Consider the following 14544-nt stretch of genomic DNA (forward strand, 5'->3'; position numbering starts at 1 on the left):
GCAGGCTTATTCGGCGAGGTCCTGCTCCTCAATGGTCTGGGTGTGGTTGGTGAAGACGCAGATGTCGCCGGCGATGCCCAAGGCAGTCTCGACGATCTCACGGGCCGACAGGTCGGTTTTTTTCAGCAGGGCGCTGGCCGCGGCCTGGGCGTAGGCGCCGCCGGAACCCATAGCAATCAAGCCATCTTCGGGCTCAACGACGTCGCCGTTGCCGGTGATGATCAGCGAGGCGTCCTTGTTAGCGACCGCGAGCATGGCTTCGAGGCGGCTCAGGGAACGGTCGGTGCGCCATTCCTTGGCCAGTTCCACGGCGGCACGGACCAGGTGGCCCTGATGTTTTTCAAGCTGGCCTTCGAAACGTTCGAACAGCGTGAAGGCGTCGGCGGTGGCCCCGGCGAAACCGGCGATGACCTCGCCGTGATATAGGCGACGGACTTTTTTCGCGTTGCCTTTCATCACGGTGTTGCCCAGTGAAACCTGGCCGTCGCCGCCCATGACGACTTTGCCATGACGGCGGACTGAAACGATGGTGGTCAAGGGAGAGTCTCCACGCAGCGGGGCGAAAATGCCCGGATGGAACTCATATGGGGGTGGCGTGGGGTTTTTCAACTGCGGGGGCGCAGAGGGGATGAGCGGTCCCCCGCCTTTTTTGGCAGAGGCTTTTGTGGCGAGGGGAGCTTACTGTGGTGAGGGGATTTATCCCCGCTGGGCTGCGCAGCAGCCCCAAAAGCTTGATGTATTCGGCCCTGACACACCGAGGCGGCAGGTTTTTAGGGCCGCTTCGCGCCCCAGCGGGGATAAATCTCCTCGCCACAAGGGGGGGGCGTGTCGCCTGGATCAGCGGCTCTGGCGTTGTTGTAACAACAGGTTGCTGAAACCACTGCCCGCCAATTGTTTCTGGGCCTTGGTCAGTTCCTCGCGGTTGCTGAACGGGCCGACCAGTACCCGGTACCAGGTTTCGTCCTTCACCGTCCCGGACTCCACGGACACGGACTGGCCCAGCAGAATGATCTGTGCGCGGACCTTGTCGGCGTCGGCTTCCTTGCGGAACGAGCCGGCCTGCAGGAAGAACTTCGTCACCGGTGCGGCTTTCTGCACCGGTGGGGCCGGTGGCGGCGTGATGCCGGCCAGGGCCGCCTGGGCGCGAGCGGTGTCGATCTTCGCCGCTTCGGCCGGGGTCACCGGCGTGGTGGGCACCTGTGGCACTTGCGGCGTCGGCAGGGTTTTCTCCGGCACGGCATCGGGCGGCACGATGACTTCCGATTCCGGCAGCAACGTGTAGAAGTCGTACTTCGGCTTCACCGGTTGCGTCGGGCTCGGCGGGGTCTTGTTGGCCTCGGCGATACGCGTGGCTTTCTGCTGCTCTTGCCGGACGCGCTTGACGTCATCGCCCTGGCCCGGCTCCAGCTTCATCAAGAACACAATGAACGCGCCGACGGTCAGGCCGATGGCCATCCACAACCAACCTGGAATCGGTTTTTTGGCTGGAGGCTGGTAACGACTGGCGCCGCGCTTGGGTGCAGGTTTTTTCTTGGCGGCCAACTTACATGCGCTCCAGGGTTTCCAGGCCCAGCAGTTCCAGGCCTTGCTTGAGCGTGCGCCCGGTCAGCGCGGCGAGGCGCAGGCGGCTCTGCATTTGCTCTGGGGTCGGTGCGCTGAGGATCGGACAGTTCTCGTAGAAGCTGGAGAACAGGCCGGCCACATCGTACAGGTAAGCGCACAAGGTGTGTGGCGTGCCCTTGTCGGCGACGTTGTTCAGGACCTCGCCGAACTGCGCCAGTTTCGCCGCCAGCTCCTGTTCCTGAGCTGCTTCAAGGACGATCTGGCCGTCCACTTCGCTGAAGCTCTTGCCGAGCTTGCGGAATACTCCGGCCACGCGGGTGTAGGCGTACAGCAGGTACGGCGCGGTGTTGCCTTCGAAGTTGAGCATCAGGTCGAAGTTGAAGCTGTAGTCGCTGGTGCGGTGCTTGGACAGGTCGGCGTATTTCACCGCGTCGATGCCCACGACCTTGGCGATCTTGCGCAGTTCGTCCTCGGCCAGGTCCGGGTTCTTGCCCTTGACCAGGGTGTAGGCGCGATCCTGGGCTTCGGTCAGCAGGTCGATCAGCTTCACCGTGCCGCCGTCGCGGGTCTTGAACGGGCGGCCGTCGGCGCCGTTCATGGTGCCGAAGCCCATGTGCTCCATTTCCATCGGGCGGGTCACGAAGCCGGCCAGGCGCGCCACTTCGAACACTTGCTGGAAATGCAGGGCCTGGCGCTGGTCGACGAAGTACAGCACTCGATCGGCCTTGAGCACGCTGTTGCGGTAGCGCACGGCCGCCAGGTCGGTGGTGGCGTAGAGGTAGCCGCCGTCGGCCTTGACGATGATCACCGGCAGCGGCTCGCCGTCGGCGGTCTTGAACTGGTCGAGGAACACGCACTGGGCGCCGTTGCTTTCCACCAGCATGCCCTTGGCCCTGAGGTCGTTGACCACGTTGGCCAGGTCATCGTTGTAGGCGCTTTCCCCCATCACGTCGGCCATGGTCAATTTGACATTCAGCAGCTCGTAGATTTTCTGGCAGTGGGACAGGGAGATGTCCTTGAACTTGCTCCACAGCGCCAGGCACTCGGCATCGCCGGCCTGCAGCTTGACCACCAGGCCACGGGCGCGGTCGGCGAACTCGGGGGACTCGTCGAAGCGTTGCTTGGCGGCGCGGTAGAAATTCTCCAGGTCCGACAGCTCATCGCTGGTAATCGGGTTTTCCTGCAGATAGGCCATCAACATGCCGAACTGGGTGCCCCAGTCGCCAACGTGGTTCTGGCGGATAACGGTGTCGCCAAGAAACTCCAGGACCCGGGCCACGCCGTCGCCGATGATGGTCGAGCGCAGGTGGCCGACGTGCATTTCCTTGGCGAGGTTGGGGGCCGATAGGTCGACCACGGTGCGCTGCAACGGGCCGGCCTTGCGAACGCCAATGCGCTCGTCGGCCAGGGCTGCGTCCAGGCGCGAAGCCAGGGCCTGGGTGTTCTGGAAGAAATTGATGAACCCGGGGCCGGCAATGTCGGCTTTGTTGACATTCTCGTCGGCCGGCAGCGCGGCGATGATTTTCTCCGCCAGGTCGCGAGGTTTCATGCCGGCCGGCTTGGCGAGCATCATCGCGATGTTGCTGGCGAAGTCGCCGTGGGTCTTGTCGCGGGTGTTCTCGACCTGAATCGCCGGCGACAGGCCTTCTGGCAGCACACCTTCAGTGACGAGTTGGGTGATGGCTTGCTGGATGAGCTGGCGAATGGTGTCTTTCATGGTCTTCTCTTTCAACCGCAGGCGCGGCGGCGCTTCGATGCGCTGGTGGATAAACTGGGCATTATCCGTGGCGCGGGCGAGCTTGCCAACTGTAGCGGGTCGGTTGGGGATGTGTGGTGATTATTCTTGGTGGCCTGGATGTACGCGATCCCCTGTGGGAGCGGGCTTGCTCGCGATTAGCGGTGGGTCAGTCACGGTGATGTCGGCTGTGCCGTCGCTATCGCGAGCAAGCTCGCTCCCACAGGGGGCGGGCATGTGGTCTATTCAATACAAATCCACCGGATCCACATCCAGCGACCAGCGCACCGCCCGCCCGCTGGGCATCTGTTCCAGCACCAGCAGCCAGGCACTCAGCAGTCGATGCAGCGGCGCCCGGGCGTTGGCCTGCAATAGAAGCTGCGCCCGGTAGCGCCCGGCCCGCCGCTCCATCGGAGCTGGCACCGGGCCCAATAGTTCGATGCCGGTAAGGCTCTGCTCTGCCAGCAAACGCTCGGCCTCGCTGCAGGCCTCATCGAGGAAACCTTCGGCTTGCCCGGGCTTGTGGGCTTCGGCCCGCAACAGCGCCAGATGAGCAAAGGGCGGCAGGCCGGCGCTGCGGCGTTCGCTCAAGGCTTGTTCGGCGAAGGCGAAATAACCCTGCTCGGTCAATTGGATCAACAGCGGGTGATCGGCCAAGTGCGTCTGGATAATCACTTTGCCCGGCTCCTCGGCCCGCCCGGCCCGGCCTGCGACCTGGACAATCAACTGCGCCATGCGCTCGCTGGCGCGGAAGTCGCCGGAGAACAACCCACCATCGGCGTCGAGGATCGACACCAGCGTGACTCGCGGGAAGTGATGCCCCTTGGCGAGCATCTGCGTGCCCACCAATATGCATGGCTGGCCCTTCTGGATCGTCGCGAACAGCTGATTCATCGCGTCCTTGCGCGAGGTGCTGTCGCGATCCACCCGCAGTACCGGGTAATCGGGGAACAGGATACCCAGCCGTTCCTCAGCGCGCTCGGTGCCGGCACCGACCGGGCGCAAGTCCACTTTGCCGCACTGCGGGCAATGCCTTGGCACGCGTTCGGCGTGGCCGCAATGGTGGCAACGCAGCTCGCCATGGCGTTGATGCACGGTCATCCGCGCATCGCAGCGCTCACACCCAGACATCCAGCCACAGTCGTGACACAGCAGGGTCGGGGCAAACCCCCGGCGATTGAGGAACACCAGGACCTGTTGCCCGGCGGCCAGGGTCTGGCCGATGGCTTGCTGCATCGGCCCGGAAATACCGCTGTCCAGTGGTCGACTTTTCACGTCCAGGCGCAGGAAGCGCGGTTGCTTGGCGCCGCCGGCCCGTTCGTTGAGGCGTAGCAGGCCGTAGCGACCGGTGTAGGCGTTGTGCAAGCTTTCCAGCGAGGGCGTCGCCGAGCCGAGGACGATCGGGATGTTTTCCTGGCGGGCGCGCACCAGCGCCAGGTCGCGGGCGTGATAGCGCAGGCCTTCCTGCTGTTTATAGGAGCCGTCGTGCTCTTCGTCGATGATGATCAGGCCGGGGTTTTTCATCGGCGTGAACAGCGCCGAGCGGGTACCGATGATGATGTCGGCCTCACCGTCGCGGGCGGCGAGCCAGGCTTCCAGGCGTTCGCGGTCGTTGACCGCCGAGTGCACCAGGGCGATCCGCGCATTGAAGCGTTGCTCGAAACGCGCCAGGGTCTGCGGGCCGAGGTTGATTTCCGGAATCAGCACCAAGGCCTGCTTGCCGGCCTCCAGGGCCTGGCGGATCAGTTGCAGGTAGACCTCGGTCTTGCCGCTGCCGGTGACGCCCGCCAGCAGAAAGGCGTGATAACTGTCGAAACCTGCACGAATCGCTTCGCAAGCGGCCCGCTGTTCGGCGTTGAGCGGCAGTTCCGGCTGGGCCAGCCAATGTTCATGGCGGGCGCCGGGGGCGTGCCGGCGGACCTCCACCTGGACCAGGTTCTTGGCCAGCAACAGATCGAGGCTGTCCTTGCTGAGCATCAGTTTGCTCAGCAGTTGATGAGCCACGCCATGGGGATGTTGGGCCAGGGTCGCCAAGGCTTCGCGCTGGCGCGGGGCGCGGGCGATGCGTGGATCGTCCAGCGAAGCCCCCGGCGCCACCGACCAGAATCGCTCCTGGCGCGCCTCGGCCAGCTCACCCTGGCGCAGCAACACCGGCAGCGCCCAGCTCAGGGTGTCGCCGAGGCTGTGCTGGTAATACTGGGACGTCCACAGGCACAACTTGAACAGCGATGCAGGCAGCGGCGGCGTGGCATCGAGCAGGGCCAGGGCTGGCTTGAGCTTGTCGGCCGGGACCTCGCTGTGATCGGTGACCTCCACCAGGATGCCGATCATTTCCCGCCGGCCGAACGGTACCCGCAGGCGCATGCCCGGCTGCAACTGGGCGCGCAGGATCCCGGCCGGGGCGCGGTAGTCGAACAGGCGGCGCAGGGGCGAAGGCAGGGCGAGGCGCAGAATGGCGTCGGGCACGCGGGGGATCTCGGTAGGCGGACAAATTCGCAAGGCTTAGCGCGATTCAATGTGGGAGCGAGCTTGCTCGCGATGGCGTCAGTTCTGTCACATTGATGCTGACTGAATCGCCGCTATCGCGAGCAAGCTCGCTCCCACAGGGATTGTGCTGAGGGCGGGAGCCTAGCAGACGGTTGGTACAAGGCATAGCTTGCGCGAACGACGATGTCTGGTAGAATCCGCGGCCTAATTACGTGCGGTATTCAACAATAGTGTTGGGTGGCGGCACGCTAGCCTGAGGAAAACAGCATGAAAACCGATATCCATCCGGAATACCCAGAAATTGCCGTAACCTGCAGCTGCGGCAACAAGTTCGAAACGCGTTCGACCTACGGCAAAGCCCTGGCGATCGACGTTTGCAACGAATGCCACCCGTTCTACACCGGTAAGCAAAAGACTCTGGATACCGGCGGCCGCGTTCAGAAGTTCGCCGATCGTTTCGGTGCTTTCGGCAAAGTTGCTCCAAAAGCCTGAGGCTGATCATTTTGGAAAGTCGTTCCGGCTTCTCCAGAGTGATGAAAAAGGCGTCCCTTGCGGGCGCCTTTTTTGTGTCTGCGATTTGGTTCTGTGGTGCCCAGGCGGCCTGTCCTTCGCCGGGCAACCTACCCCAGGTGGCGGTGCAGCGCGTGGTGGATGGCGACACCTTGTACCTGGAGGATGGCCGACGCATTCGGATGATCGGCCTGAACAGCCCTGAGTTGGGCAAGCGCGGCCGCGCCGACGAGCCGTTCGCCGTGGCGGCACGCCAGCGACTCGAAGCCCTGGTGGCCGCCAACCATGGCCGGGTGGGCGTATTGCCTGGCAAGGACGACCGCGATGACTACGGCCGTACGCTGGCCCATGTCTACAACGCCCAGGGCGAGAACCTCGAAGAGCGCTTGATTGCCGAGGGGCTGGGGTTTCTGGTGGCGGTCGCGCCGAACGTCGACCTGGTCAGTTGCCAGCAAATGGCCGAACGTCATGCGCGGCAAACCGGATCCGGTCTCTGGAAAAAATCCCCCGTCGTGCGAGCGGAGCAGATCAATGCGCCCGGTTTCGTGCTGACGAGTGGGCGTGTAGAAAGCGTGCGACGCAATCGCGGTGGTATCTGGATTGAATTGCAGGGGCCGGTTGTCCTGCACGTTGCGCCCGGTATGCAGAGGCGCTTCGACGCCTCGGCCCTGGAGCGGCTCAAGGGCCGCAAAATCGAGGCCCGTGGCTGGGTCGTCGACCGCGCCCGGCGTGGCGGCAACAAGGCCGGACAGGCGCGATGGATGTTGCCGCTGACCGATCCGGCCATGTTGGAAGCGGTTCTGTAAGAAAAAATTGTAGACATTATTCTTTCGAATTGTATGCATCTAGCCCTTGTGTTTCGCGGCTCTTGGCCCAAAGTCGTAGGGCAGGGCGCTTGACAGCAGTGACTGGTCAGTCTTGTAGGGACTTTGCGAGGCGCGTATCCTCGGCGGTCCGTCTGTCCAACACAGTAAAAAGCGGAATGCCCACATGTCTGATCTGAAAACTGCCGCTCTCGAATATCACGCGCATCCTCGTCCAGGAAAGCTGAGTGTCGAGCTCACCAAGGCCACCGCTACTGCTCGCGACTTGTCGCTGGCCTACAGCCCCGGCGTAGCCGAACCAGTCCGCGAAATCGCTCGCGACCCTGAACTGGCCTACAAATACACCGGTAAAGGCAACCTGGTTGCAGTCATTTCCGATGGCACCGCGATTCTCGGCCTGGGTAACCTCGGCCCATTGGCTTCCAAGCCAGTCATGGAAGGCAAGGGCGTGCTGTTCAAGCGCTTCGCCGGTATCGACGTATTCGACATCGAAGTCGACTCCGAGAGCCCGCAAGCCTTCATCGACACCGTCAAGCGTATCTCCATCACCTTCGGTGGCATCAACCTGGAAGACATCAAGGCACCTGAGTGCTTCGAGATCGAGCGCGCCCTGATCGAACAGTGCGACATTCCAGTATTCCACGATGACCAGCATGGCACCGCCATCGTCACCGCGGCTGGCATGATCAACGCCCTGGAAATCGCCGGCAAGACTCTGCCGGAAGCCAAGATCGTTTGCCTGGGTGCCGGCGCTGCGGCCATCTCCTGCATGAAGTTGCTGGTGAGCATGGGCGCCAAGATCGAAAACATTTTCATGGTCGACCGTACCGGCGTGATCCACTCCGGCCGTGACGACCTGAACCAGTACAAGGCCGTCTTCGCCCACGCGACCGACAAGCGCTCCCTGGCGGACGCGCTGGACGGTGCCGACGTGTTCGTTGGCCTGTCGGGTCCGAACCTGCTGAGCCCGGAAAACCTGCTGCGCATGGCGCCGAACCCGATCGTGTTCGCTTGCTCGAACCCGGACCCGGAAATCTCCCCGGAGCTGGCTCACGCGACTCGCAACGACGTGATCATGGCCACTGGCCGTTCGGATTACCCGAACCAGGTCAACAATGTGCTGGGCTTCCCGTTCATCTTCCGTGGTGCCCTGGACGTTCGCGCCAAGCGCATCAACGAAGAGATGAAAGTCGCGGCCGCCAACGCCCTGCGTGAACTGGCCAAGCTGCCGGTGCCTCAGGAAGTGTGCGACGCCTACGGCGGCATCAAGCTGGAATTCGGTCGTGAGTACATCATTCCGAAACCCATGGACGCCCGCCTGATCACCCTGATCTCCGACGCCGTGGCCAAGGCCGCCATCGAGACGGGCGTGGCCACCCTGCCGTATCCGAAGAACTACCCGCTCAAGAGCGTGGATGACGTGTTCAACGGCTAAGCCGTTGTAGCGCTTCAATAAAAAGCCCCGGCTCCTGTGAGCCGGGGCTTTTTATTGGCCGCCACTTTTTATGGCCGCCAAAAGTCCCCTGTGGGAGCGAGCTTGCTTGCGATGACATTCTTCAATTCACCCCAGGCCTTTCAGCCCAACGCTTGAGCCTCAATCCAATCCCTGTGGCGAGGGAGCTTGCCCCCGCTCGGCTGCGCAGCGGCCGCAAACCGGGCAATTCGGTCTGTCTATAGGCATGCAGGGGCCTGCTGCGCAGGTCAGCGGTAGCAAGCTCCCTCGCCACGGGGTTTGGGTTGCCTGGGCTGCCGCCATCGCGAGCAAGCTCGCTCCCACATTGGTCCGGCGATAGACATTGATTGTGCGACCGCCAAAAGTCCCCTGTGGGAGCGAGCTTGCTTGCGATGACATTCTTCAATTCACCCCAGGCCTTTCAGCCCAACGCTTGAACGTCAATCCAGCCCCTGTGGCTTGCTCCCACATCAGGAATGGTGCGGCCAAAAAAAGCCCCGCACTTCTCGCGAAGGCAGGGCTTTTGGGTTGGGGGCGGTCAGAACAGATCGATCGGTGCCGCTTCGTCCGCCGGCAGCGGGCTACCCGGTGCGACGCCGTTGCCCAGCTCGTTGACCGACGGCGGCGTGTCTTCGCTCTTGAACAGTTCAAAGTACGCCCCTGGGGTGCCCGGCGTGGCCGCGCGGCCGCTGACTGGGTCGACCCGCAGGCTGAGGATGCCTTCCGGTTCCGGCTGGGTGTGCGGCGGCTTGTCCTTGAGGGCGGCGCCCATGTAGGTCATCCAGATCGGCAGCGCCACGGTACCGCCGAACTCACGGCGACCCAGGCTTTCGGGCTGGTCGAAACCGGTCCAGACCGTGGTCACGTAATCGGCGTTGTAGCCGGAGAACCAGGCGTCCTTGGATTCGTTGGTGGTACCGGTCTTGCCCGCCAGGTCGGTGCGGCCCAGGGCCAGCGCGCGACGGCCGGTGCCGAGCTTGATCACGTCCTGCAGCATGCTATTGAGAATGAAGGTGGTGCGGCCATCGACAATGCGTTCCGCCACGGCGGGCGCTTGCGGCAGGCCCGGGGGCGTGGTGGCTTCGCCTGGCGTCGCATTGACCGTGAACGTGTCGGTGGACGGTGCGGCGACACCATCGCTGACCTGCTCGCCCGTGGGAACCCGTGGCGGGTTGGCGACGAACAACGTCTCGCCGTTGCGGCTTTCGATCTTGTCGATGATGTACGGGGTGATCTTGTAGCCGCCGTTGGCGAACGTGCTCCAGCCCGTGGCGATTTCCATCGGCGTCAAGGTCGCGGTGCCCAAGGCCAGGGACAGGTTGCGCGGCAGGTCCTGCTTGTTGAAGCCGAACTTGCTGATGTAGTCGATGGTGCGGTCCACACCCAGCGCCTGCAGCAGACGGATCGATACCAGGTTGCGGGATTTGTACAGCGCCTCGCGCAGGCGAATCGGGCCGAGGAACGTATTGGTGTCGTTCTTCGGGCGCCAGACCTTGTCCAGGTACTCATCGACGAACACGATCGGCGCATCGTTCACCAGGCTGGCGGCGGTGTAGCCGTTATCCAGCGCGGCGCTGTAGACGAATGGCTTGAAGCTCGAGCCCGGCTGGCGCTTGGCCTGCAGCGCCCGGTTGTAATTGCTTTGCTCGAAGGCGAAGCCACCCACCAGCGAAAGAATGGCGCCGTTCTGCGGGTCGAGGGACACCAGCGCGCCCTGGGCGGCCGGGATCTGGCTGAACTTGAGCGTGTTGTCCGCCTGGCGTTGGACGCGGATCAGGTCGCCGACCTGGGCAACGTCCGACGGCTGCCGTGGGTTGGCGCCCATGCTGTTGGTATTGAGGAACGGACGGGCCCATTTCATGGTGTCCCAGGCCACGTGTTCTTCCAGCTCGCCGTTGCGGGTCAGCACCTTGATGCCGTCCTTGTCCACCGAGGTGACGATCGCCGGCTCCAGGCTGCTGATGGTGCGCTGCTTGGTCAGCTCCAGGGCCCAGGCCTCCTTGGTCTTGCCCGGCAGGCGCGATTCAGGGCCACGGTAGCCGTGGCGCTGGTCGTAGGTCATCAGGCCCTCGTGCAATGCAGTGTTGGCCATTTCCTGCAAGTTGCTTGGCACCGTGGTGGTCACGCGGAAACCTTCGGTGTAGGCGTCGCTGCCATAGCGCCCGACCATCTCGGCACGGGCCATCTCGGCGATGTACGGGGCGTTCACTTCCGGAGTCGGCACGTGATAGCTGGCGTTCAGCGGCTCATTGATCGCGGCGGTGTAGTCGGCCTCGCTGATCTTGCCGAGCTTGTACATGCGCCCAAGGATCCAGTCGCGACGTTCCTTGCTACGCGCCGGGTTGGCCAGCGGGTTGAAGCGCGACGGTGCCTTGGGCAGGCCGGCGATCATCGCCATCTGCGCCAGGCTCACATCGCGGATCGATTTGCCGTAATACACCTGTGCCGCCGCCTCGATGCCGTAGGCGCGGTTGCCCAGGTAAATCTTGTTCACGTACAGCTCGAGGATTTCATCCTTGGTCAGCTGTCGCTCGATCTGCAGGGCCAGCAGAATTTCGGTGGTCTTGCGCGAGAAGCTGCGCTCGCTGGTCAGGAAGAAGTTCTTGGCCACCTGCATGGTGATGGTGCTGCCGCCGGACTGGATGTGCCCGCTCTTGATCAACTGGCTGGCAGCGCGCATCAGGCTGCCGGGATCGACGCCATAGTGGTTGGCGAAGTTATCGTCTTCAGCACTTAGTAACGCATTGATGAAATTGGGGGGAATGTCGGCGAAACGGATCGGTGTACGGCGCATTTCGCCAAATTCGGCGATCAACTTGTTGTCGCTGCTGTACACCCGCAAAGGAATCTGCAACTGAATACTTCTCAGCGCCTCCACGGACGGCAATCCCGGACTAAGGTAAAGAAAAGCACCGCTCAGGCCCAAGAGCAGTCCGCAGAAAACGGCGACGATGGACCATCCGAAAAATTTCAGCAGACGAATCAAGGCTTTTGGATATCCAGGCAAAGAATGAAAAAGGCGCCAGGTGCAGGGATGGACCCGTGCTTGCAACAAAGCGAAAAAAAACGCTGGGCATTATAAGCATTTTTTTTCGTCGGGAACGCCATCCGGACGTCCGTCGGACGGCGGTGATTGAACGCAATGCATATTAGAGAGTCCGTAACTCACGGATAGTCATAGGGAATTGGTAGTGCTACGACTCTTCAATAAAAAAGCCCATGCACTTCTGGGGATCGACATCAGTTCGACGTCGGTGAAGCTGCTCGAGTTGAGTCGCCAGGGCGAGCGATACCGCGTCGAGTCCTACGCGGTCGAACCGTTGCCGGCCAATGCAGTGATCGAGAAGAACATCGCCGAACTCGAAGGGGTGGGCCAGGCGTTGTCGCGGCTGCTGGCCAAGGCCAAGACGCCCTTGCGTAGCGTGGCGGTGGCCGTGGCGGGCTCGGCGGTGATCACCAAGATCATCGAGATGGACGCGGGCCTCTCCGACGACGACATGGAGAACCAGCTCAAGATCGAGGCCGATCAATACATTCCCTATCCGCTGGATGAGGTGGCCATCGATTTCGAAGTGGTGGGCGTTTCGCCGCGCAGCGCCGAGCGCGTCGAAGTGCTGCTGGCGGCCTGTCGCAAGGAAAACGTCGAGGTTCGCGAGGCCGCGTTGGCGCTCGCCGGGCTGACGGCCCGGGTGGTCGATGTGGAGGCTTATGCGCTGGAGCGAGCCTTTGGCCTGCTCGCCACGCAACTGGCCGCGTCCCAGGAGCGGCTGACGGTGGCGGTCATCGACATCGGCGCCACCATGACCACCCTCAGCGTGCTGCACAACGGGCGCATCATCTATACCCGCGAACAATTGTTCGGCGGGCGCCAGTTGACCGATGAAATTCAGCGCCGCTACGGCCTGACACCCGAACAGGCCGGCCTGGCAAAGAAGCAGGGTGGGTTGCCGGACGATTATCTCAGCGAAGTGCTGCAACCTTTTCGCGAGGCCCTGGTGCAGCAGGTCTCGCGGTCCCTGCAATTTTTCTTCGCCTCGGGCCAGTACAGCGCGGTGGACCACATTCTGCTGGCCGGGGGCACGGCGTCGGTCGCCGGCCTGGATCGGCTGATCGAGCAGCGCCTGGGCACGCCGACCCAGGTGGCCAACCCGTTTACCAACATGGCCCTGAGCAGCAAGGTCAATGCCGGTGCCCTGGCCAGTGATGCGCCGGCGCTGATGATTGCCTGTGGGCTGGCCCTCAGGAGTTTCGACTGATGGCGCGGATCAACCTGCTTCCCTGGCGTGAAGAGCTGCGCGAAGAGCGGCGCAAGCGCTTTCTGCTGGCCTTGGTCGGGGCGCTGGTCGGGGCGGTCGGCGTGGTCCTGGTCGCCGTGCGCTACTTCGACAGCGCCATCGACCACCAGGTCGCCCGCAATAGTCACCTCTCCGAGCAGATCGCCGTGCTGGACGAGCGCATCAAGCAGATCAGCGAGTTGAAAGCCCGTCGTCAGCAATTGCTGGAGCGCATGCGCATCATCCAGGACTTGCAAGGGAACCGACCGGTCAGCGGGCGCATCTTCGACCAGTTGGTGAGAACCTTGCCGGACGGGGTGTATTTCACCGAAGTGAAGATGGAAGATCGGACGCTCTTCATCAAGGGGGCCGCGGAATCGAACAACCGGGTCTCGGACCTGATGCGCAACCTGGACTCGTCGGACCTGTTCGATGCGCCCAGTTTGACGGAGGTCAAGGCCACCACCGCCGGTCAGCTCGACCAGGCCAACGTTTTCCAGTTGACGGTTCGCCAGACCCGCCCGGTCGAAGTGGAGGACGCTCAATGAAGCCTGGAGAGTGGTTCGACGCGCTGCGCAAGATCGACATCAGTGACCTGGACACCAACAACATCGGTTCCTGGCCGGCACCGATCAAATGGCTGGCCGGCGTCCTGCTGGTGGTCCTGGTGCTGGGGCTGGGCTATAACTTTGCCTTGAGTGATCTGGAAAACCAGCTGCAGCAGGTGCGCGAGGAAGAAAACACCCTCAAGGCACAATTCGCGGGCAAGGCGCACATGGCCGCAAACCTGGAACGCTACACCGAGCAGATGAAGCAGATGGAAGCGTCTTTTGGTGTGCTGTTGCGGCAATTGCCCAGCGATACCGAAGTGCCGGGCCTGCTGGAAGACATTACTCGCACCGGCCTGGGCAGCGGCCTGGAGTTCGAGGAAATCAAGCTGCTGCCGGAAGTCACCCAACCGTTCTACATCGAGCTGCCGATCCAGATCACCGTGACCGGCGGCTATCACGACCTGGCGACATTCGTCAGTGGGGTGGCCGGGCTGCCCCGGATTGTCACGCTGCACGATTTCGAAATTGCGCCGATGGAGCCCGAGGCAGGCACGAAGCTGCGCATGAGCATCCAGGCCAAGACCTACCGCTACAACGAGCAGGAGGCCCAGCCATGAGGCCGCTGGTGTGTCGCCTCTGCCTGCTGGCAGGCCTGGTCGCGCTGGCGGGCTGCAACAACGACAACGGGTTCAGCGACCTGGACGCCTACATGAACGAAGTGCGTCTGCGTCCGCCCGGCAAGATCGAGCCGACGCCGACGTTCAGACCCTACGAGACCTTTACCTACAGCGCCGCGAACCTGCGCAGCCCGTTTTCCCGGCAGGTCCGCGTCGACCAGGCCGACCGGCAGCGCGGCTCGCGCAACGTCCGGCCCGACCCCAACCGGGTCAAGCAATACCTGGAAGGCTTCAACATCGAGCAGTTTGAAATGGTCGGTACGATCTCCAACGCCGGTGGCTCCTTCGCGCTCCTGCGGGGCGCGGGCGGGGTGCATCGGCTCAAGGTCGGTGACTATCTGGGGCGCAATGACGGGCGGATCGTCGCCATCAGCGCCACCCAGGTCGATGTGGTCGAAATCGTTCCCGATGGCGAGGGTGCCTGGCTGGAGCGACCACGGACCATTCCTTTGAAAGAGCATTCATAGTGG

12 protein-coding genes are annotated in these 14544 nt (G+C 62.9%); 7 read left to right on the plus strand and 5 right to left on the minus strand.

Annotated elements, in window-relative coordinates; all coding sequences use genetic code 11:
- Nucleotides 1-6 precede the first annotated feature (6 nt).
- The 4 genes from hslV to PSH84_RS06750 form a co-directional block, all read right to left on the minus strand.
- Nucleotides 7-537: an ATP-dependent protease subunit HslV gene (gene hslV, locus PSH84_RS06735; RefSeq protein ID WP_003196958.1), complete on the minus strand. Its 531-nt coding sequence runs from the start codon at nt 535-537 to the stop codon at nt 7-9.
- Nucleotides 538-837: 300 nt separating this feature from the next.
- Nucleotides 838-1542 (minus strand): SPOR domain-containing protein, encoded by a 705-nt coding sequence (locus tag PSH84_RS06740; RefSeq protein ID WP_030140998.1) that lies wholly within the window; start codon nt 1540-1542, stop codon nt 838-840.
- 1 nt (nt 1543) lies between these two features.
- Nucleotides 1544-3280 carry an arginine--tRNA ligase gene (gene argS, locus PSH84_RS06745; protein ID WP_305469351.1) on the minus strand — a complete coding sequence of 579 codons (1737 nt, stop codon included), beginning with the start codon at nt 3278-3280 and terminating at the stop codon, nt 1544-1546.
- A gap of 264 nt (nt 3281-3544) precedes the next feature.
- Entirely contained in the window at nt 3545-5764 is a 2220-nt protein-coding gene (locus PSH84_RS06750) for a primosomal protein N' (protein ID WP_305482427.1), read from the minus strand.
- 288 nt (nt 5765-6052) lie between these two features.
- Between PSH84_RS06750 and rpmE the strand changes: the two genes are divergently transcribed.
- From rpmE to PSH84_RS06765, 3 genes are all read left to right on the plus strand, one after another.
- Nucleotides 6053-6277: a 50S ribosomal protein L31 gene (gene rpmE, locus PSH84_RS06755; protein ID WP_122565297.1), complete on the plus strand. Its 225-nt coding sequence runs from the start codon at nt 6053-6055 to the stop codon at nt 6275-6277.
- Between the two features lie 41 nt (nt 6278-6318).
- On the plus strand, nt 6319-7101 hold the full coding sequence (locus PSH84_RS06760; RefSeq protein ID WP_122565298.1) for a thermonuclease family protein: 783 nt from the start codon (nt 6319-6321) through the stop codon (nt 7099-7101).
- 184 nt (nt 7102-7285) lie between these two features.
- On the plus strand, nt 7286-8554 hold the full coding sequence (locus PSH84_RS06765) for a malic enzyme-like NAD(P)-binding protein (protein ID WP_053117649.1): 1269 nt from the start codon (nt 7286-7288) through the stop codon (nt 8552-8554).
- 556 nt (nt 8555-9110) lie between these two features.
- Here PSH84_RS06765 and PSH84_RS06770 read toward each other — a convergent pair.
- Entirely contained in the window at nt 9111-11555 is a 2445-nt protein-coding gene (locus PSH84_RS06770; protein WP_439653599.1) for a penicillin-binding protein 1A, read from the minus strand.
- A gap of 208 nt (nt 11556-11763) precedes the next feature.
- Here PSH84_RS06770 and PSH84_RS06775 point away from each other — a divergent pair, with 208 nt between their 5' ends.
- The 4 genes from PSH84_RS06775 to PSH84_RS06790 are packed head-to-tail and all read left to right on the plus strand — an operon-like array spanning nt 11764 to nt 14541.
- A complete protein-coding gene (locus PSH84_RS06775) occupies nt 11764-12828 on the plus strand; it encodes a pilus assembly protein PilM (protein WP_122565300.1) in 1065 nt (354 codons plus the stop codon).
- Complete coding sequence (locus tag PSH84_RS06780) at nt 12828-13394, plus strand: PilN domain-containing protein (RefSeq protein WP_122565301.1); 567 nt, start codon at nt 12828-12830, stop codon at nt 13392-13394. Before PSH84_RS06775 ends, PSH84_RS06780 begins: the two co-directional genes overlap by 1 nt.
- On the plus strand, nt 13391-14014 hold the full coding sequence (pilO, locus tag PSH84_RS06785) for a type 4a pilus biogenesis protein PilO (RefSeq protein WP_122565302.1): 624 nt from the start codon (nt 13391-13393) through the stop codon (nt 14012-14014). The genes PSH84_RS06780 and pilO overlap by 4 nt, the downstream gene beginning before the upstream one ends.
- The gene (locus tag PSH84_RS06790) at nt 14011-14541 is read left to right on the plus strand and encodes a pilus assembly protein PilP (RefSeq protein WP_305469354.1); all 531 of its coding nucleotides are present in this window, start codon (nt 14011-14013) and stop codon (nt 14539-14541) included. Before pilO ends, PSH84_RS06790 begins: the two co-directional genes overlap by 4 nt.
- Nucleotides 14542-14544: the final 3 nt, after the last annotated feature.

Origin of the sequence: Pseudomonas beijingensis (assembly GCF_030687295.1) — a bacterium.
In the GTDB taxonomy this organism is placed as follows: Bacteria; Pseudomonadota; Gammaproteobacteria; order Pseudomonadales; family Pseudomonadaceae; genus Aquipseudomonas; species Aquipseudomonas beijingensis.